The sequence below is a fragment of the Streptomyces sp. NPDC051322 genome, from assembly GCF_040689485.1.
GTDB lineage: Bacteria > Actinomycetota > Actinomycetes > Streptomycetales > Streptomycetaceae > Streptomyces.
Genome location: NZ_JBFBAK010000006.1, coordinates 349,733 through 368,878 on the forward strand (window position 1 = coordinate 349,733; position 19,146 = coordinate 368,878).

At 70.3% G+C, this 19,146-nt stretch carries 17 protein-coding genes and 1 pseudogene; 8 read left to right on the forward strand and 10 right to left on the reverse strand.

Annotation, left to right across the window (positions count from 1 at the left end; translation table 11 throughout):
• Positions 1 to 209: 209 nt before the first annotated feature.
• From AB0436_RS16995 to AB0436_RS17005, 3 genes are all read right to left on the reverse strand, one after another.
• The gene (locus tag AB0436_RS16995; RefSeq protein ID WP_366468643.1) at positions 210 to 1,307 is read right to left on the reverse strand and encodes a HAMP domain-containing sensor histidine kinase; all 1,098 of its coding nucleotides are present in this window, start codon (positions 1,305 to 1,307) and stop codon (positions 210 to 212) included.
• Complete coding sequence (locus AB0436_RS17000; RefSeq protein ID WP_366468644.1) at positions 1,304 to 2,041, reverse strand: response regulator transcription factor; 738 nt, start codon at positions 2,039 to 2,041, stop codon at positions 1,304 to 1,306. The genes AB0436_RS16995 and AB0436_RS17000 overlap by 4 nt, the downstream gene beginning before the upstream one ends.
• Before the next feature lie 179 nt (positions 2,042 to 2,220).
• A complete protein-coding gene (locus AB0436_RS17005) occupies positions 2,221 to 2,895 on the reverse strand; it encodes a spermidine synthase (protein ID WP_366468741.1) in 675 nt (224 codons plus the stop codon).
• Between the two features lie 207 nt (positions 2,896 to 3,102).
• Here AB0436_RS17005 and lon point away from each other — a divergent pair, with 207 nt between their 5' ends.
• Positions 3,103 to 5,523, forward strand: coding sequence for an endopeptidase La (gene lon, locus AB0436_RS17010; protein ID WP_366468645.1), 2,421 nt, complete (start codon positions 3,103 to 3,105; stop codon positions 5,521 to 5,523).
• Positions 5,524 to 5,596: 73 nt separating this feature from the next.
• Here lon and AB0436_RS17015 read toward each other — a convergent pair whose 3' ends face one another.
• Positions 5,597 to 6,430, reverse strand: coding sequence for a lysozyme (locus AB0436_RS17015; RefSeq protein ID WP_366468646.1), 834 nt, complete (start codon positions 6,428 to 6,430; stop codon positions 5,597 to 5,599).
• Positions 6,431 to 6,648: 218 nt separating this feature from the next.
• Here AB0436_RS17015 and AB0436_RS17020 point away from each other — a divergent pair, with 218 nt between their 5' ends.
• On the forward strand, positions 6,649 to 7,131 hold the full coding sequence (locus AB0436_RS17020; RefSeq protein WP_366468742.1) for a MarR family transcriptional regulator: 483 nt from the start codon (positions 6,649 to 6,651) through the stop codon (positions 7,129 to 7,131).
• A gap of 15 nt (positions 7,132 to 7,146) precedes the next feature.
• On the opposite strand, the gene AB0436_RS17025 is transcribed toward AB0436_RS17020, so the two are convergent.
• Positions 7,147 to 7,935, reverse strand: a complete 789-nt coding sequence (locus AB0436_RS17025) for a hypothetical protein (RefSeq protein WP_366468647.1) — start codon at positions 7,933 to 7,935, stop codon at positions 7,147 to 7,149.
• Positions 7,936 to 8,378: 443 nt separating this feature from the next.
• On the opposite strand from AB0436_RS17025, the gene AB0436_RS17030 reads away from it, so the two are divergent.
• Genes AB0436_RS17030 through AB0436_RS17050 form a run of 5 tightly spaced genes read left to right on the forward strand, consistent with a single transcriptional unit; the run spans position 8,379 to position 13,605 of the window.
• A complete protein-coding gene (locus AB0436_RS17030; protein ID WP_366468743.1) occupies positions 8,379 to 10,883 on the forward strand; it encodes a nitrate- and nitrite sensing domain-containing protein in 2,505 nt (834 codons plus the stop codon).
• A complete protein-coding gene (locus AB0436_RS17035) occupies positions 10,880 to 11,356 on the forward strand; it encodes a roadblock/LC7 domain-containing protein (protein ID WP_366468648.1) in 477 nt (158 codons plus the stop codon). Before AB0436_RS17030 ends, AB0436_RS17035 begins: the two co-directional genes overlap by 4 nt.
• Positions 11,353 to 11,748, forward strand: a complete 396-nt coding sequence (locus AB0436_RS17040) for a DUF742 domain-containing protein (RefSeq protein WP_366468649.1) — start codon at positions 11,353 to 11,355, stop codon at positions 11,746 to 11,748. Before AB0436_RS17035 ends, AB0436_RS17040 begins: the two co-directional genes overlap by 4 nt.
• On the forward strand, positions 11,729 to 12,355 hold the full coding sequence (locus tag AB0436_RS17045; protein ID WP_365849409.1) for an ATP/GTP-binding protein: 627 nt from the start codon (positions 11,729 to 11,731) through the stop codon (positions 12,353 to 12,355). Before AB0436_RS17040 ends, AB0436_RS17045 begins: the two co-directional genes overlap by 20 nt.
• Before the next feature lie 14 nt (positions 12,356 to 12,369).
• Entirely contained in the window at positions 12,370 to 13,605 is a 1,236-nt protein-coding gene (locus AB0436_RS17050) for a styrene monooxygenase/indole monooxygenase family protein (protein WP_366468650.1), read from the forward strand.
• On the opposite strand, the gene AB0436_RS17055 is transcribed toward AB0436_RS17050, so the two are convergent.
• The 4 genes and pseudogenes from AB0436_RS17055 to AB0436_RS17070 form a co-directional block, all read right to left on the reverse strand.
• Complete coding sequence (locus AB0436_RS17055; RefSeq protein WP_366468652.1) at positions 13,578 to 14,798, reverse strand: C40 family peptidase; 1,221 nt, start codon at positions 14,796 to 14,798, stop codon at positions 13,578 to 13,580. The genes AB0436_RS17050 and AB0436_RS17055 overlap by 28 nt on opposite strands.
• An 82-nt stretch (positions 14,799 to 14,880) precedes the next feature.
• Entirely contained in the window at positions 14,881 to 15,225 is a 345-nt protein-coding gene (locus AB0436_RS17060) for a hypothetical protein (protein ID WP_366468744.1), read from the reverse strand.
• Positions 15,222 to 15,977 carry a helix-turn-helix domain-containing protein gene (locus tag AB0436_RS17065; RefSeq protein ID WP_366468653.1) on the reverse strand — a complete coding sequence of 252 codons (756 nt, stop codon included), beginning with the start codon at positions 15,975 to 15,977 and terminating at the stop codon, positions 15,222 to 15,224. Before AB0436_RS17065 ends, AB0436_RS17060 begins: the two co-directional genes overlap by 4 nt.
• Before the next feature lie 93 nt (positions 15,978 to 16,070).
• Positions 16,071 to 16,978: pseudogene (locus AB0436_RS17070) on the reverse strand (alpha/beta hydrolase).
• Positions 16,979 to 17,644: 666 nt separating this feature from the next.
• Between AB0436_RS17070 and AB0436_RS17075 the strand changes: the two are divergent.
• Positions 17,645 to 17,860: a hypothetical protein gene (locus tag AB0436_RS17075; RefSeq protein WP_366468654.1), complete on the forward strand. Its 216-nt coding sequence runs from the start codon at positions 17,645 to 17,647 to the stop codon at positions 17,858 to 17,860.
• 52 nt (positions 17,861 to 17,912) lie between these two features.
• On the opposite strand, the gene AB0436_RS17080 is transcribed toward AB0436_RS17075, so the two are convergent.
• Positions 17,913 to 19,037 carry a CapA family protein gene (locus AB0436_RS17080; protein WP_366468655.1) on the reverse strand — a complete coding sequence of 375 codons (1,125 nt, stop codon included), beginning with the start codon at positions 19,035 to 19,037 and terminating at the stop codon, positions 17,913 to 17,915.
• Positions 19,038 to 19,146: the final 109 nt, after the last annotated feature.

Below are 19,146 nucleotides of genomic sequence, written 5' to 3' on the forward strand. Positions count from 1 at the left end.
GCGCAGTCCGGGCCGCCCATCGTCGCGTAAGTCACATCTGAGAGCGGGTTTCGGGGCTTGAAATGGCGGGAAACAAGCGAAGTTCGGCGCTCTCCGGGTACGACACCGCCGGGCCACCGGCCCCCGGCCGGTCCCCTCCGACGTGCTCACCCCGTGGCTTCTCGGCAGAATGTGCCAGCAGAATGCGCGCTTCCGCTTGGAACCCTACGTCAAGCGGACGTGCGCGGTGCCCCCGGAAGAGTGACCCTGATCCGGCAGCCGCGAGAGGATTCGGCCACCCCGATCCGTCCGCCGTGCAGATCCACCGCCCAGCGCGCGATGGCCAGCCCCAGGCCGGTACCGCCGTCGCTGCCCGGTCCGTGCGGGGAGGGCGCCCGGCCCCGGTTGAAGCGCTCGAAGACACGGTGGCGCTCCTGCTCGGGGATCCCCGGGCCCTCGTCCATGACCTCCAGGTCCAGCGACTCGGGCTGCAGTCCGCGCCGGGCCCGCACCGTGACCCGGCCGTGCGGAGGGGAGTGCTTGACCGCGTTGTCGATCAGATTGGCGACCACCTGGTGCAGCCGCTCGGCGTCCGCGTGCGCGGTCAGCTCGGGCGGTGACACGTCCAGATGCAGATGCACGTCGGTACGGGTGTGCTGGCCGCCGGAGCCGGTTCCCCGGCGCTGCGCCGACGCCAGGTTGGCTTCCTTCAGTACGCCCGAGAGGTACGGCCACACCTCGAAGCGGCGGGCCTTGAGCGGGATCACGCCGTTGTCGAGGCGGGAGAGATCGAGCAGCGTCTCGACCAGCCGGCCGAGCCGCTCGGTCTGTTTCAGCGCGGTGCGCATCGTCTCGGGATCGGCGGCCGACACCCCGTCCACGACGTTCTCCAGCACCGCGCGCAGCGCCGCGATCGGCGTCCGCAGCTCATGGGAGACGTTCGCCACCAGTTCCTTGCGGTTCCGGTCCACGGCCTCCAGGTCCTCGGCCATCCGGTTGATCGTCGACGCCAGGTCACCCAGCTCGTCCCGGCGGCCGACGCCGCTGACCCGCCGGGTGTAGTCACCGTGCGAGATCGACCGGGCCACGGTGTTCATCTCGTCCAGCGGGGAGGTCAGGCTGTGTGCCACGAACTGGGTGATCAGCATCGAGGCGATCACCGAGAAGACCGTGATGAACCGGAGTTCGGTCTTGGTGCGCAGTGCCACCAGCACCAGGCCGGTGGTGATGAAGACCGACACCACGACGAGCGTGCCGAGCTTCGCCGCGATCGAAACCTGGACGGGCCGCCGTCGGTTCCCGGGCCGGCCGTCTCGGGTCCGTCTCATGGGGCGGGCGTCTCCAGTGCGTAGCCGACGCCGTGCACCGTACGGATCCGCTCCGCACCGATCTTCCGGCGCAGTGCCTTGATGTGGCTGTCGACCGTCCGGGTGCCCGAGGCGTCGGCCCAGTCCCACACCTCGGCGAGCAGCTGCTCCCGGGAGAGCACGGCGCGCGGCGTGTTCGCCAGGCAGACCAGCAGGTCGAACTCGGTCGGCGTCAGATGCACATCGTCGTTGCGCACCCGCACCCGGCGCTGCGCGTGGTCGATCTCCAGCTCACCGAGCCGGAGGATTCCGCTGCGCGGCGTCGCCGCCGCGATGGTGGCCCGCTCGACCCGGCGCAGCAGGACGTGCACGCGCGCTGCCAGCTCCCGCATCGAGAACGGCTTGGTCATGTAGTCGTCGGCGCCGACGCCCAGGCCGACCAGCATGTCGGTCTCGTCGTCCCGCGCCGTCAGCATCAGGACGGGGACCGGCCGCTGCGCCTGGACGCGGCGGCAGACCTCGAGGCCGTCGAAGCCCGGCAGCATGACGTCGAGGACCATCAGATCCGGCTGCCAGGTCTGGGCCGCGTCCACTGCGGCCGGACCGTCGGTTGCCGTCTGCACCTGAAAACCCTCGGCTCGCAGCCGGGCGGCAATGGCGTCGACGATCGTCGGGTCGTCCTCGACGACCAACACCCGGCGCTGGGCGCCGGGGGTGGCCGCTACGCCGTTGTGGGTGGTGTGTGTCTGCTCCATCGCCCGCCCCTGGAAGTGCGCTCTTGGTATGCGTGTGCATGTTCTTCGGAATTGCGCGTACGCGGTTTTAGATGTCTGGGTACATGTCTGGGTTTGCTGATGTTCGGCTTTGCTGACGGGAAACGGCTTATCGATCTCATCCGTCGCTGAGCAGACTAGATGCAATTAAGGCGTCCCGGCTACGCAGGGCGAGCAGCGAGATGGACGACGTCGGGAACGCCTCGGGCAACTGGGATCTCTTCGGTTCTTACCCCGCTGAATCCGGCATTCCGCAACGACTGCTCGAAGTCGGGGGACGGGCGGGCGGACCAGACCGCGAGGATTCCGCCCGGTTTGAGGCGGTCCATGCAGGCCATGAGCCCGCTCGGGGCGTAGAGACCGTGGTTGCCCTCGGTCACCGTCCAGTCCGGTCCGTTGTCAATGTCCAGACACAAGGCGTCATATGCGCCGGTCGCATCGCGGATGTGAGCAATCAGATCGGTGCGCAGGATCACAGTCCGCGGATCTGCGAGAGCCGGACCCGAAATCGCCGAGAGAGGCCCTTCGAGATGCCAGTCGATGATGGCCTGCTCCCGCTCGACGACCGTGATCGCGCCCCAGCGCGGATCGGCCGCCGCATGCGCGAGCGAGAAACCCACGCCGAGACCCCCGATGAGTACGGACGGGCGGTCCCGTCCGGGTGGCAGGGCGTCGAGCGCCGAGTCGATCAGCCGGCGCTCGGAGCGGCCGTCCGACGTGTCCATCAGGAAGCACCCGTTGGCGATGATCTCGAAGTGCTCGCCCCGCCCGCGCAGGACGACTTCTCCGTACGGGCCGTCGCGCCGGTCCAGTGTGTGTGCCGTCTCGATGGTGATCGCCTCCGTGCTGCGGGCATCGTCCGCCGTACTCCGTGACGGATCGGAGGCTATCGCGGCAGGTCCGGGCGGTGCACCGGGCGGTCACGCGGGTGGCGCGCGATAGATCGCTGAGAGCGAACACGCTCCGGGGAACATCGGTGACCCTTGGCGCATTGAGCGAGCATTGAGTCTGCATTGCTCAACTTCACTGCCTAAGGGGAGATCATGGCTTCCACGTCCACACCGCTCACCCTGCCCGTGCTGCCCCTCGACGACGAGGTCGTGCTCCCCGGAATGGTGGTGCCGCTGGACCTGTCCGACACCGAGGTGCGTGCCGCGGTGGAGGCTGCACAGGCGTCCGCGGCCCGCTCCACTGGCAACAAGCCGCTGGTCCTGCTCGTTCCGCGCATCGACGGCAGGTATGCGAGCACCGGCGTCCTCGGCACCGTCGAGCAGGTCGGCCGGCTCTCCGACGGCGACCCGGGAGCCCTCATCCGGGGCCGCGGCCGCGTGCGGATCGGCGCCGGGACGACCGGCCCCGGCGCCGCACTCTGGGTGGAGGGCGTCCGTATCGACGAGGCCGCGCCGACGGTGTCCGACACCGACCCGGAGCTGCCCGGAGCCGTCGCCGAGCTGGCCAAGGAGTACAAGGCACTCGCCACCGACTGGCTGAAGAAGCGCGGCGCCTGGCAGGTGGTGGACCGGGTCCAGCAGATCGAGGACGTGTCCGCGCTCGCCGACAACTCCGGCTACTCGCCCTTCCTCACCCTCGACCAGAAGATCGAGCTGCTGGAGACCGGCGATCCGGTGGCCCGCCTGAAGCTCGCCGTCCAGTGGCTGCGCGAACACCTCGCCGAGCAGGACGTCGCCGAGTCGATCGCCAAGGACGTCCAGGAGGGTGTCGACAAGCAGCAGCGCGAATTCCTGCTGCGCCGCCAGCTGGACGCCGTACGCAAGGAGCTCTCCGAGCTCAACGGAGACCCGGAGGACGAGTCCGACGACTACCGGGCCCGGGTGGAGGCCGCCGATCTCCCGGAGAAGGTGCGCGAAGCCGCGCTCAAGGAGGTCGAGAAGCTGGAGCGCTCTTCCGATCAGTCTCCCGAGGGCTCCTGGATCCGGACCTGGTTGGACACCGTCCTGGAGCTGCCCTGGAACGAGCGGACCGAGGACGAGTACGACATCCGGGGCGCCCGGGAGATTCTCGACGCCGAGCACGCGGGCCTGGACGATGTGAAGGAGCGGATCACCGAGTACCTGGCGGTGCGCAAGCGCCGCGCGGACCGCGGCATGGGCGTCGTGGGAGGCCGCCGCGGCGGCGCGGTGCTGGCTCTGGTCGGCCCGCCCGGCGTGGGCAAGACCTCGCTCGGCGAGTCCGTCGCGCACGCCATGGGCCGGACGTTCGTCCGGGTCGCGCTCGGCGGTGTGCGGGACGAGGCGGAGATCCGCGGACACCGGCGCACCTATGTGGGAGCCATCCCCGGCCGGATCGTCCGGGCGATCAAGGAGGCCGGGTCGATGAATCCGGTCGTGCTGCTCGACGAGATCGACAAGGTCGGCTCCGACTTCCGGGGAGACCCGGCGGCCGCCCTGCTCGAGGTGCTCGACCCGGCGCAGAACCACACCTTCCGCGATCACTACCTGGAGGTCGAGCTCGACCTCTCGGATGTGGTGTTCCTCGCCACAGCCAACGTCCTGGAAGCCATCCCGGAGGCCCTGCTCGACCGGATGGAACTGGTCACCCTCGACGGGTACACGGAGGACGAGAAGGTCGTCATCGCCCGTGACCACCTGCTGCCCAGGCAGTTGGAACGGGCCGGCCTGGAGAGCGGCGAAGTGACCCTGGACGACGCCGCGCTGCGCAAGCTGGCGGGCGAGTACACCCGCGAGGCGGGCGTACGGAATCTGGAGCGGGCGGTGGCCAGGCTGCTGCGGAAGGTGGCGGCCCGGCACGAGCTCGGCGAGCAGGAGCTGCCGTTCACCGTCACCGACGAGCAGCTGCGCCGGCTGATCGGCCGGCCCCACCACGTCCCCGAGTCGGCCCAGCTGCCGGAGGAGCGCCGTACGGCGGTGCCCGGGGTGGCCACCGGGCTCGCGGTCACCGGGGCAGGCGGTGACGTGCTCTTCGTCGAGGCGTCGCTGGCCGATCCGGAGACCGGCGCGGCCGGACTGACCCTGACCGGGCAGCTCGGTGACGTGATGAAGGAGTCGGCGCAGATCGCGCTCTCCTTCCTGCGCTCGCACGGCGCCGAACTGGAACTGCCGGTCGCCGATCTGAAGGACCGCGGCGTGCACATCCACTTCCCGGCCGGCGCGGTGCCCAAGGACGGTCCGAGCGCGGGCATCACCATGACGACGGCGCTGGCGTCCCTGTTGTCCGGCCGGCAGGTCCGTACGGATGTGGCGATGACCGGCGAGGTGTCGCTGACCGGTCGGGTGCTGCCGATCGGCGGCCTGAAGCAGAAGCTCCTGGCCGCACACCGGGCGGGCATCACCACGGTGGTGATCCCCAAGCGGAACGAGGCCGATCTGGACGACGTCCCCGCCGAGGTGCTCGACAAGCTGGACGTGCACCCGGTGACCGATGTCCGGCAGGTCCTGGACATCGCACTGTCCGCCGCGGAGGTACGGATCCCGGCCGCAGCCTGACACGGGTCGCCCCGGCGCCGCCTTCGTGGCGGCGCCGGGGCTTGTGTGTCCAGGATTCGGTTCGAAGCAAGGCCTAACCGTTGGCCAGCGCCTGCACCCGGTCGAACGCGCCGTTGAACTTGTCGTGGTCGCCGACCGTGGGACCGGTGGAGGTGTACTGCCACATGGTCTGGTAGCCCCAGCCGGCCGGCAGCGTGCCCGGCGACGTGTTGTAACGGGCGATCCACAGGGGGTTGGTGGAGCCGAACGCCCCGGAGTTGCCGGTGCACTGGGTCCACCAGCTGGTGGCCGTGTAGATCACCGCGTCCCGCCCGGTGAGCGACTTGTACGTGTTGGTGAAGTCACGGATCCAGGAGACCATCCCCGCCGCGCTCAGCCCGTAGCAGGCGCTTCCGTACGGGTTCCACTCGATGTCCAGCACCCCGGGCAGCGTCTTGCCGTCGCGTGACCAGCCGCCGCCGTGGCTGACGAAGTAGTTGGCCTGGTTGGCGCCGCTCGAATCGTTGGGCGTCGCGAAGTGGTAGGCGCCCCGGATCATCCCGACGTTGTACGAGCCGTTGTACTGCTGGGCGAACGAGGGGTTGGTGTAGTAGTTCCCTTCGGTGGCCTTGGTGTAGGCCCACCGGACGCCGCTGTTCCACAGCGTCGTCCAGTTCACGTTGCCCTGGTAGTTGGAGACGTCGACACCCTCGGTCTGCGTCGCGAGGGTCTCGTGCGGCGCGCCGCCCTGGCCGTCATGGGCGATGACGCCCATGCCCATCGTGGCCGTGCCGCGGGCCGGCGTGCCCGGCTTGTGCGCGGCGAACGCGGTACCTGGCATGGTGAGGAGCGAGGTGAGGAATGCGAGAAGAATCCCGACCGCGGCGATACGTCCGCGGCCGGCCGTTCCGGATCTGTGCACGGGCATGAGCGTGCCTCCGAAAGGCTCGGTGGGGGGACTGCTGACCTGCTGACACGTGCTGGTATGAACATGTCAGGAAGGACGCTACGCACGTAGACCGGTGCGGCGGAAGAGGACCTCGGTGCTGCCGTTGGTCTACTCCTGCGAAATACTGGCGGAGCTGCGGCAATAGCAGGGGATGAAAGAAACTTTCAGGACCGGGAAAGCTCGTGAGGGGTGCTGACGTGCACGACAGCGGTACGGACGGCGAACACGCGGCCACGCCTCCAAGTGGTGTGGACCAGGCATTCCTCGCTGTGGAGCGCGAGTTGACCGTTTTCCTGCGCCGGGCGCGGGCCACTTCCGGCGAGATGTCCCGGGCCGTCCATCCCGGCCTGGAGGCCGCCGCGTACGGGCTGTTGGTGTGCCTGGACGAGTGGGGCAGCCGGCGGGCCACCGATCTGGCCGGCTTCATCGGGGTCGGGCGGGCGACCATGAGCCGCCAGCTGCGCGCCCTGGAGGAGCTGGGCCTGGTCGCCCGCGAGCAGGACCCGGACGACGGCCGGGCCTTCCTGATCCGGCTCACCGACGAGGGACGCGAACGGCTGCGCCGGGTGCGGGACGCCCGCCGGGCCGAGTACGTCCGCAGGCTCGAGGGCTGGGACCGCAGGGAGGTCTCCGAGCTGGCCAGGCTGCTGCACCAGTTGAACGCCCGCGCCGAGCGGTGACTACGGGACAGCCCCTTACGGCTCCAGAAGCGCGGCCGACGCGTCATCGTGCGTCTTGCTGCGCCGCAGCCGCGTCCGGCCCGCCGACGCGTCCGCGTCCTCCAGTCCACGCACCCGGTCGATCAGTGACTGCGGACCCTCCTTGCGCAGGATGCCGAAGCACTCGGTCCAGTCGCCTTCGCCGAAGGTCTCCACCCAGCGGCCCGCGCCGTCGCTGAGCGCAGCCAGCGCCCGGACCTGGCCAGCGGGCGTACGGCCGGCGACCGCGCGCGCCGCCACCTGCGGGTCGGCGGCCGCGGTGAAGAAGCCGCCCTCCCGGTTGCGCACCGCATCGGCTGTCGCTTCGGTCGCCAGCACGGTGCGCGGCAGCCGGTCGAGCCGGTCGTCCAGCACCGCCCGTACGGCACCGTGCGCGTCCTCGATCAGCAGGATCGAGTCGGAGAGCACCAGATGCTCGACCGCGTCCGAGGACCAACGCACCAGGACCACGGTCGCCTGAGGCGTACGGACGTGAGAAAGGTCACAACCCTCGCGGTGGGCGTCGGCGGTGCGTCGGATTGACGCCGAAAGGACCTCACGCAAGCTCATATCCCGCCGCGAACCGGACAGTTCGACCAGTGAGCCGCCCAACCGTGCGGTGAACCAGGGCACCCCGTGCTCGCATCCGTCAGTGCCGGCGGGCGGTGTCACGCCGTCCAGCAGGACGAGTACGCCCCCCTGTCCGGAGGCGGGCAGAACCGCGCCCACCCAGTCCTCGTTGGGACGATCCGGGGAACCGGGGGCGGAGGCGATTTCGGTGCGCATGTGGATCAGTCTGCCCGACCGTGTACCGGCGGCGCGCGCCGGTGATCGATTGGCCTGTACCAGCGGGCCGGGGCGGTCCGTTGGGGCGGAATGGGGGAGTCCGGTGAGTGCGGGCGGGCATCCTGCCAAAGCCTGTCCGGAAGTTCCAACCGATGTCCGCCGCGCCCCTCGCGCGCGCCGGGCGCGGAGTTGTTCGCCAACTCGCTGTTGATGTTCACTCCTTCGAGTGGCTGACCGGGTGATGCCCCGTCCCCTCCCAAAACCACTGGAATGGTCGGTAGCCGTATCAGGGGCGGGACGTTTTTGCTGGGGCCAGTCGCCTGACCAGTCGTCTGAGTACAAGGACGAGTACGAGATTGCGAGCACCGGTGCGGAACAAGCGGCTTCGGCGCAACAACAGCGGGCCTGTCGAGCGCACGGTTCGGGTCCGCAGGCGCCTGGTCATGGGGGTGGCCGCCGTCGGCGTGGCCGTCCTCGCGGCCGGGGTGCCCTCGGCCCTCACCGCATCGTCGGAACTGACGGACGCCCAGCACCAGGTCACCCTCGCCGGCCTCGACCAGCAGGCGGTCTCGCTGGCGCACGCCCTGGCGGACGAGCGTGACGACGTCACGGTCTACATCGCCGGTGGCCGGCACCGGAAGGACAAGCAGGCCGCCGACCGGGCCGTACGCGTCGACAACGAGATCGACGAGATCAGTGCGGCCGCTCCCGCCTCGCTCCGGCATGCTCTCGCCACCCTGCCCGCCGTCCGCAGGACCGCACTGACCGGCAAGGGCTCCGCGCTGGACGCCGACAAGGCGTACTCGGACCTCATCGGCACGGTCCAGGAGGTCTCCGACCAGCTCGCCGAGCAGACTCCGCCGGCGGCCGCGGCGGCCACCCGCGCCCAGGTGGACCTCGGTCACGCGGTCGATCAGGCGTCGGCCACCCGCGGGTTGCTGCTGGCCGCGCTGGCCGTCCCCAGCCCGCCGAGCACCACGGCGTACGACCCGGTCAGCGGCCAGTACGTCACCCGGGACGCCAACCCGAACGGCCCCGAGGTGCGGACCCGCGACGAACTGAGCACCGCCGCCCAGCTGTCCAGGGTCAGGGAGCTGGCCGCACTCGCCGACTTCGACCAGGCGGCCGGTCCGGACGCCCGGGATTCGCTGGACGCCACGGTCTCCGGCCCGGAGGTCGACACCGCCGAGAAGTACCTCACCCGGCTCACCGACCAGCCGCAGCTCTCCGCATCCGACCTGAAGACCAGCCCGACCAGGGCAGGCTCGGCGCTCACCGCGCGCATCGACCAGATGCGCGGCGTGGAGTCCGCTCTCGGCGCCCGGCAGGCCAAGCGGTTCGCCGCGCTGCGCGACGAAGCCGTGACCGCGCTCGAGTGGCGGATCGCGCTCACCGGGGCGCTGCTGCTGCTCACCATCGGGGTCGGCGCCGCCGTGGCCCGGACGCTCACCCGCCCGCTCGCGGTGCTGCGGATCGGGGCCGCCCGGCTCGCCGCGGGCCCCGGGGCGGAGGAGCCGATCAGGTTCACCGGCCGCAACGACGAGTTCGCCCAGGTCGTCCGGTCCATCAACACACTGCACGGCAGGGTCCTGGCCGCCGAGGCCCGGGCGGCGCAGCATGCCGTGGGCGGCGTCGGCACGGGTCCGTTCGGCGACCGCGAGCTGCCGGCCGCCGAACGTGCCGCGTACGAGGCCAGGATCGCCGAAGTCACCGCCCGGCTCGACCGGCTGCGGCACACCGTCCAGTCGACCTTCGTCAACCTCTCGCTGCGCGGCCTCGGCCTGGTCGAGCGTCAGCTCACCGTCATCGAGGGCCTGGAGGAGCGCGAGCAGGACCCGGAACAGCTCGCCACCCTCTTCAAGCTCGACCACATGGCGACCGTGCTGCGCCGTCACAGCGAGAACCTGCTGGTCCTGGCCGGTACCGAACACAGCCCCGCGCACGGCGGCCCGGTGCCGCTGGTGGACGTGCTGCGCGCCGCCGCCGGCGAGATCGAACGGTACGAACGGGTCGCCATCCGGTCGCTGCCGCCGCACTCCCAGGTGGCCGGCTTCGCCGCCGACGACATCAGCCACCTGATCGCCGAACTCCTCGAGAACGCCACGTCCTTCTCGCCGCCCGACACCCAGGTCCAGCTGTCCGGCTGGCTCCTGGAGAGCGGAGAGGTGATGCTTTCGGTGCAGGACGAGGGCATCGGCATGTCGGCCGGACGGCGCGCCGAGCTCAACGCCCGGCTGGCCGACCCCGAGACCTACTACCCGGGGCGCCCCGACGACGACGGCGCCGGACTCGGTCTGCAGGTGGCCGCGCTGCTCGCCGCGCGCCACGGCGTCCGGGTCGAACTGCGCGAGCAGAAGCAGGGCGGTATCACCGCGGTCGTGGTGCTGCCGAGTGCGCTGCTCCCCGAGGAACCGCCGCTCGCCCCACCGCACTTCGTGCCCACGGCGGGGGCGGCGCCGACGCTGAACCTGCCGGGTTCGGTCGCGGAGTCGAACTCGAACGTGCTGCCCACCCGTTCGCGCTACGCGATAGGGGCCGACGCGCACGAGCGGACGGCCGACACGGTGGACGCGGGGGCTGCGGGGGGCGCGGTACCGGTGGACGAGCCGACCTTCACCATGCGGCTCCCACGCCAGCAGACCACCGACCAGACCCCTGAACAAACCACCGAACAGACCACTGAACAGACCACTGAACGCGTCACGGAACGCGTGACCGACAAGGGTCTGCCCAAGCGCACCCCGAAGATCAGCAGGCCCGCCGACGCCACCCCCCGGCAGCGCCCCGGCGGTGTGGACGCCGAGGCCCTGCGTCGTAGGCTCGGTGGCTTCCACCAAGGAGCGAAGAACGGCCGGAAGGACGTCGAAGCAGAGATCTCGGAGCAGCTTGGGACCGAGGTTGTAAGGAACGATGACGCGGGGGACAGTGTCGAGGAGGCACGCAGTTGACTGCGCCCAGCACATTCGGACTGAGCCGCGAAGCCCGTAACCTGCACTGGCTGTTGAAGAACCTGGTGGAGGAGGTGCCAGGCCTCCGTTCCGTCGCCGTCGTGTCGTCCGACGGACTGATGCTGCTCTCCTCCGATCCGGAGACGCCGGTCGCGCCGAGAGATGTTCCGAGCGGACCCAAGGGGTCGGCGGCCGACCTCGCCACCATCGTCTCCGGCATCGGCAGCCTCACCATCGGCGCCGCGAAGCTGATGGACGGCGGAGCCGTCAAGCAGACGATGGTCGCGATGGAGGAAGGCAGCGTCTTCGTGATGTCGATCAGCGACGGATCGCTGCTCGGGGTGCACGCCACCCCCGACTGCGACATGAGCGTGGTGGCCTACCACATGGCGCTCTTCGTCGGCCGCGCCGGTCATGTCCTCACCCCCGAACTCCGCATTGAGCTGCGCAAATCGATGGAGAGCGCCCAGTGACCCCCGCCCCTCACCTACCGGTCCGCAGCCCCGACCGGCGGCCGGCGCGTGTCCGGCCGTACTCACTGACCGGCGGCCGCACCAAATTCGGCCACATCCTCTTCGTGGAGACCTTCGTGGCCGCCATCGAGGCGGTTCCGGAGCGGCCGGAGCTGGCCAACGGTCCGATGAGCCTGATGCCGGAGATGCGGGCCATCGTGGAGATCTGCCGCCGGATGCGCACCGTCGCGGAGATCTCGGCCCTGCTGAAGATGCCGCTCGGCGTGGTCCGGGTCCTCCTCAGCGACCTCGCAGACCAGGGAAAGATCCGTGTGTACGGGACCGGGCACGGCGAAGGCCAGCCCGACCGCGCTTTGCTCGAAAGGGTGCTGAGTGGACTCCGCCGTCTCTGAGACGCTGATCCCCGCCGAGGCCGACGAGGGTATCCAGGCCTGGCAGAACGACCGTACCCGCGCACCGATATCCACCAAGATCGTGGTGGCGGGCGGCTTCGGCGTCGGAAAGACGACCTTCGTGAGCGCCGTCTCGGAGATCACACCGCTGCAGACCGAAGCGCTGATGACCCAGGCGAGCGAGGACACCGACGACCTCACCGCCACACCGGACAAGCTGACCACCACGGTCGCCATGGACTTCGGCCGGATCACCCTCGACGACGACCTGGTGCTGTACGTGTTCGGCACACCGGGACAGCAGCGCTTCTGGTTCATGTGGGACGACCTGGTGCGCGGCGCGGTCGGCGCGATAGTGATGGCCGACACCCGCCGTCTCGCCGACTGTTTCCCGGCGCTGGACTACTTCGAGAGCTGCGGTCTGCCGTACATCGTGGCGGTCAACCACTTCGAAGGCACCCCGGGCTTCGAACCGCAGGACGTACGCGAGGCCCTGACGATCCCGCGCCACGTCCCTGTACTCATCATGGACGCGCGTAACAGAATTACGGTGATCGAGTCGCTGCTGGCCCTGGTGGGCCACGCACTCGACTCCACCCCCGAATAGGAGAACAGCCCGCCATGCGCAAGATACTCATCGTCGGAGCCGGTCAGTCCGGGCTTCAACTCGCCCTCGGTCTCCAGTCGCAGGGCTACGAGGTCACCCTGATGTCCAACCGCACCGCCGACGAGATCCGATCGGGCCGGGTCATGTCGACGCAGTGCATGTTCGACACCGCGCTGCAGCACGAGCGTGACCTGGGGATCAACTTCTGGGAGTCGCAGGCCCCGAGGATCGAGGGCCTCGGCGTCTCCGTCGCGGCCCCCGACGGGTCCCGCCCCATCGACTGGGTGGGCAAGCTCGACGGGTACGCCCAGTCGGTCGACCAGCGGGTGAAGATGGCCGGCTGGATGGAGACCTTCGCACAGCGCGGCGGACAACTCGTGATCCACGGCGCCGCCGTGTCCGACCTGGACTTCTTCGCCCGCACCTATGACCTGGTGCTGGTCTCGGCGGGCAAGGGCGAACTGGTCTCGATGTTCGGCCGGGACGCCACCCGCTCGCCGTTCACCGCGCCGCAGCGCGCGCTGGCCGTGGCGTACGTGCACGGGATGGGCCCGCGACCCGAGCACCCCGACTTCGACGCGGTCCGCTGCAATCTCGTGCCCGGCGTCGGCGAGCTCTTCGTGATGCCGACGCTCACCCTCAGCGGCCGTGCGGACATCCTCTTCTGGGAGGGCATACCCGGTGGCCCGCTGGACGCCTTCCAGGGCGTCAAGGACCCCGCCGAGCATCTCTCGCTCACGCTGGAACTCATGGAGAAGTTCACCCCCTGGGAGTACGCGCGCGCCACGCACGTGGAACTCACCGACGCGGCGGGCACCCTCTCCGGGCGCTACGCCCCCACGGTCCGCAACCCCGTCGGCCGGCTCCCCGGCGGCGGCCTCGTCCTCGGCGTGGCCGATGTGGTGGTGGCCAACGACCCGATCACCGGACAGGGTTCCAACTCCGCGTCGAAGTGCGCGGCCGCGTATCTGGAGGCCATCACCGAGCACGGTGACCGGCCCTTCGACGAGGCGTGGATGCAGCAGACCTTCGACCGCTACTGGGCGACGGCGCAGCACGTCACCAAGTGGACGAACGCGATGCTGGGCGTCCCGCCCGAGCACGTGCTGAACCTCATCGGTGCCGCCGGGCAGCTCCAGCCGGTCGCCGACCGCTTCGCGAACGGCTTCAACAACCCCGCGGACTTCGAGAACTTCTTCTACGACCCGGAGAAGACCGGCGCCTACCTCGCCGAGGTGTCCGCCGGCTGAGCGGCCTTCGACGCCGCCCCGGCCTTCGGTGCTGTTCCGGCCTTCAGGGCTCCCGCGGTTCCGGAATCGGGGCGGACCGCGCCCAGCACCGGGGCGGACGCCAGCGGGGAGATCTCCACCCGTGCCCCGGGGCGGGGTGCCTGGACCACTTTGCCGTTGCCGATGTACAGCGCCACATGGGTGGCGTCGGGGAAGTACACGATCAGGTCGCCCGGCCGCAGTGCGCTCAGCGACACCTTCGGGAGACCGCGCCACTGCTCCTGGCTGGTGCGCGGGATCTTCCGGCCGGCGTGCGCCCAGGCCTGCTGGGTTAGCCCGGAGCAGTCGAAGGAGTCCGGGCCCGCCGCGCCCCAGGCGTACGCCTTGCCGACCTGCGCCACCGCGTAGGCCATCGCCGCGGTGCCCTGCGCGGACGCGGCCGCCGGCGGGCCGCTGAGCACCCCGGAGTCGACCAGCTCCTTCTGCGCGGCTCCGGTGTCCGCCTGGTCCAGCGCCGCCACGTCGGCCGCCTGACCGGGGGTGAAGCCGGCCAGCAGCGCCTCCGCCTCGCGCAGCCGGGACTCGGCCGTGTCGTGCGCCTTCTTCTTACGGGCCGCCAGCTTCTGCTGCTCGGCGAGGGCGGCACGCGAACGGCTGTCGAGCGCGCTCGCGCGCCGTTCGACCTTCTTGAGCCGCTTGATCTTCGCCAACTGGTCGGCGGAGGCCCGGGCGATCTGGTGGCCCTCGTCCAGGGCCTGCTCCGGATCGTCGGCCAGCAACAACTGCAGATACGGGGAGAGCCCCGTCCTGCCCTGATACTGCTCGCGGGCCAGCTGCCCGGCCGCGTCGCGGCTCTCGGCGAGCTCCTTCCGCGCCTTCGCCAGCCCGGCGCCGACCTTGCTGGTCGCCGCTTGCTGCCGCTTGAGCGCTTCCGCGGCGGCCGTGTAGGTCTGTCCGGCCGCCTCCGAGCTCTGGTAGAGGCTCTTGAGCCGGTCCAGCAGCGCCGCGGCGGTGGTGGGCGCGGTGGTGGTGGCCTCCGGGGCGGCGGCTGCCGGTGCGGTCGCTTCCGTACCCGCACCAGCCGCGCCCGCACGCGTACCCGCGCTCGCACCCGGATCCGGCTCGGCGAGCGCGGGCGACGCGGTGACGACCATGCCGATCACCGCCGTCGCACAGACCAACCGCAGCAGCCTGACCGACGCTCTGCCTGACATCCCGCCTGACACCACATCACCTCCGCTTCCGGGGCGGGCCGTCCGCCCGGGCCGAGCATGCGGTGGGATACCTGATGCCGCATCAGTAGCGGTCTGTTCGGCCCAATGCGATCACTCGGAAGGGGCGTCGGGGTTGTCGGGACGCGGCCTCCGCCTTCGACCAGGGCCACTTCAGCGTGCGCGGACGGCCTTCGGGCGTGTACACGTACTTCCAGCCGCGCAGCAGCCCCAGCCGCCTGGTGTGACCTGCGGGTACGCGCACGTAGACCAGCACGGTCGGCGGTCCGCCGGCCGCGTCCGGGACGGGCACCTCGTACACCTTCGGCGGGTTGCCGGTCGGCCCCAGTAGGATCGGCAGGATGCGCCCGTCCAGCGGGCCGCCCTCGAACAGGGTCTCTTCGCTCTTCACCGGGCCAGTCTGACTCAGCCCTCCTCGGGGGCCTCGTCCCCCGGTGCGGCCAGCAGGTGGGACGCCTCAGGCAGGGCCGGCAGCAGCCGCCGGGCCAGAACGCCGGCCGGGCCCTCCGGAAGCTCCTGCGCCAGGGCGGCCCGTACGACGGCGGCGCTCTGCGCGTCCGTCGCGGCGCTCACCGTGAGCACCGCGATCAGGTGGTCGATCAGCCAGTCGCGGAGCTCGCCCTGCGGCGGCTGCTTCCCCTCGTCGAGCCAGATGAGCGACGCGGCCTCCACCGCGGCGATCCAGGTACGCACCAGCATCCGCAGCCGCGGCCCCGGGGAGTCCGCGCCGAGATGCACCAGGATCTGCTCGGCGGCGGCCCGGCGCACCTCGTCGACGATGGCGCCGGTACGGGACGTCTCGGCAACGCTGCCACCCTGGAGCAGCGCCGAGAAACCCGCGTCGTGCTCGTCGACGAATGCGAGATAACGGTCGAGTACCTGACGGAGACGCCCGGTGAGCGGACCGGTCTGCCGCTCGGCGAAGCAGAGTTCCAGCTGGTCAGCGGCCGAACGCAGTGCCTTCTCGTACAGCTGCTGCTTACCGCCGGGGAAGTACCGGTAGACCAGCGGCCGCGAAACCCCCGCCGCCTCCGCCACGTCATCGAGCGACACGTCCTCCGGCGCCCGGTGCGCGAAGAGCGTCAGGGCCGCATCGAGAAGCTGTATTCGACGCTCCTCGACGCCGAGGCGCCGGTAGGCGGGGGTTGCTGCGGGGGTCATGAGCGCAGCGTAATCCTTCATCCCGCACGACAGCCGTGGCACGTGGCTACAGCGGATCTTCACCGCCCCCGGGCCCCATCCTCGGCGAAGATCTCAACTCTTGGGGTGTTCCGTGCGTGCTTGCCGTCTGGGGTCGGCCGCCTTCGGGTGGAGGAAGCCGGTGAGTGCGGAGGCCAGGGCTTCGGGTGCCTGTTCGGCTACGTGGTGTCCGGAGTCGATGCCGTGGCCGCGTACGTCGGTGGCCCACCGGCGCCAGATCGCGAGGGGATCGCCGTGGAGATCCTCCAGGTCATCCTGGAGCGACCAGAGGATCATCGCCGGGCAGGTGATGCGGGCGCCGACGGACCGGTCGGCTTCCTCATGCTGCCGGTCGACAGTCAGGCCGGCTCGGTAGTCCTCCAGCATTGCCCGCACGACGTCGGGATTGTGGATCGCCTGCTGCCACTCGTCGTAGTTCTCGCGCCCCATGCTGTCGGGGTCACCGCGATACCAACGGTCGGGGTCGGCGGTGATCACCCGCTCGGGAACGTCCGGCTGCGCGAAGAAGAACCAGTGCCACCACTGAGTGGCGAACTCGACCGTGATCCTCGACAGGTGCTCCGTCAGCGGCAGGCAGTCAAGAAACGCCACCCGGGTGACGGCCTCCGGTTGATCGAGCGCGAGGCGCAGCGCCACGGGCCCCCGCGGTCATGCCCGACGAGGGCGAAACGGGGATGGCCGAGGTGGCGCATCACTGCCACGACGTCACCGGCGACCGCGCGCTTGGAATAGCCCGCGTGATCCGTCGTGAACCGCGGTCCGCGGGAACGCCCGTATCCGCGCAGGTCCGGGCAGACCACCGTGTGACCGGCCTCCACAAGCAGCGGAGCGACCCGATGCCAGGTGGCCGACGTGCGGGGATGACCGTGCAGCAGCACCACCGGTGTGCCCTCGCCGCCGAAGCGGACGAAGACGGAGGCCTCGCCGACCTTGACGTACGCCTCTTCGAAGCCGTCGAACATCCTGGCCCTCTTCTGCTCGGTTGGCGGCGGCTTGGCGGCCCGCAGCGGCATCAACCCCCCGTCTGCCCGCGACGACTGACGCTACGCAAGCGGCTACGCCGACCCGCAGGAGGCGGCACCCCTCGTCGCGTTTTCGCCATCTCGCCTGTCGGCAGCGGTGGCGTCCAAGCGGCCGTTCGGCAGAGCAGGAATGCTGAGCCGATCCGCTCGGGCCGCCCGACCACGACACGTACAGCCAGTCCCGCGTCCGCGTACCAGCGACGAACAGCAGGCCGCGTTCCGCGATGAGTCCGCCTCGTGCTGGAGGCGGTGCGGGCCCTGCGACGGGTGCCGAACACGTCTCTGGTGGTCGAGTGGGTGGGGGTCGGTCCGTATTGCCGACGGAGAGGCGTGCCGCCACCCGGAAGTCCTTGACTGCTTGGTACAGAGCTCGTTCTCGCGTTCGGAGAGGCGACCACCCCCGGCGCGGTCCACCTTCGCGACTCCGCGTACGTACAGGGCCCGCCACTCGGCTTCACACCCGCCGCACGGACGAGAAAGTCGCTGGAATCGTCATCGTCGCACCCGAGTTCCCGTGAAACCTCGTCCGCATTCGCCCTCGGGCCACGGTCGGTCCGTCCCGGCCGCAGCTGCTCTCCCTGTCACCGCTCCGAGAAAGACCGTCCCATGTTGGCCCAGTCCTCGACCGCACCGCCGACCACGCCGTGGATCGCGATCGTGCCGCTGATTGCAATTTTCCCGGCCGTCTTCTACATGATCGACATGACGCGCCACCCGCGCACCCGCCAGCTCTCGCCACAGACATGGCTGGCCATCTGCGCATTCGGGAACGTGTTCGGGCTGTTCGCCTACCTCAGGTTCGGCCGGAGCGAGGACCGCTAGTCGTCGCATACGGGTAGCTGCTGCCATCATCTGCCGACAGAACCATCGGTCTTCACGTCCCGTGCGAGACAGCCAGGTGCGCGAGCGCGAGCGTCCTGTCCGGTTCCAGGGTGACGTGTACGCCGCCGCTGATCCGGTCGAGTGTTGCCTGCAGCCACCCGCGGTCCTCGTCCGTCGCCCGTTCCAGCCGCATGCGGCGGGCCTGCAGGGGCACTATGCGCACGGCGGTCACCGTGCCGGTATCCGCCTGCACCGAGACGAGGTACATGAGGCGGAGATCGTCGCGGTACTCCTCGTGTCCGGTGATGCCCTCGTAGTCGTCGATGAAGTCGCCGCAGCCGTACAGGATCAGCCGGTCGCGGTAGACCTCGACGGGACGGGGATGGTGCGAGGAATGACCGTGGACCACGTCGACGCCGCCGTCCACCAGGGCGTGCGCGAAGCGGACCTGCTCGCGGGGGACGGGGTAGCCCCAGTTGGAGCCCCAGTGCACGGAGACGACCGCGATGTCGCCGGGGCGTTTGGCCTCCCGGACGCGCTCGGCCGTGGCGGCGGCCGCCTCGGCCGACAACTCGGGTACGAAGGCGACACCGGACCGGTCCGCTGCCGCCGCCCAGCTCCTCGCGACGCCGCTGGAACGTGCTCCCAGGGCGAACACCAGCACCCGACCACCGCCGGAGCCGGCGGGAACCGTCGCGGGCGCGTACGCCTCGTCGGAGGTCCGTCCCGCGCCCGCCGCCCGCAGTTCCGCGCCTGCCAGCGAGTCGAGCGTCTCGTGCAGGCCCGGGCGGCCGAAGTCCAGTACGTGGTTGTTGGCCAGGACGCAGACGTCGGGCCGGGCGACCGCCAGCGCGGGCAGGTTCGCCGGGCTCATCCGGTAGTGGACGGCCTTCCCGGGGGCGAACTCGTCGCTGCGGGTGATGGACGTCTCCAGATTGATGATCCGGACGTCCGGAGCGGCCTCGTCGAGCACCCGCAGCGCTTCGCCCCATGGCCAGGAGGGGCCGACAGGGGCCGGGATCAGGGCGCTCGAAGCCTCCGCCAGGTCGACGTAGGAGCGGGCATCCCGGACGTAGTCCTCCCGCAGCGTCGGATCACCCGGGTGGGGGAGGATCTGGTCGACGCCGCGCCCGAGCATCACATCGCCGCAGAGGAACAGCGTCACCGTGCTGCTCATGCTTTTACGGTAGTCGTCCGCCGGAACTTTCTCCCTCGGACCGCTGTGCCTGCCGGTGGCCCCGGAAGGTCGCTTCGGACGGGGGAGCGGGGACGGCGGTAACGTCCTG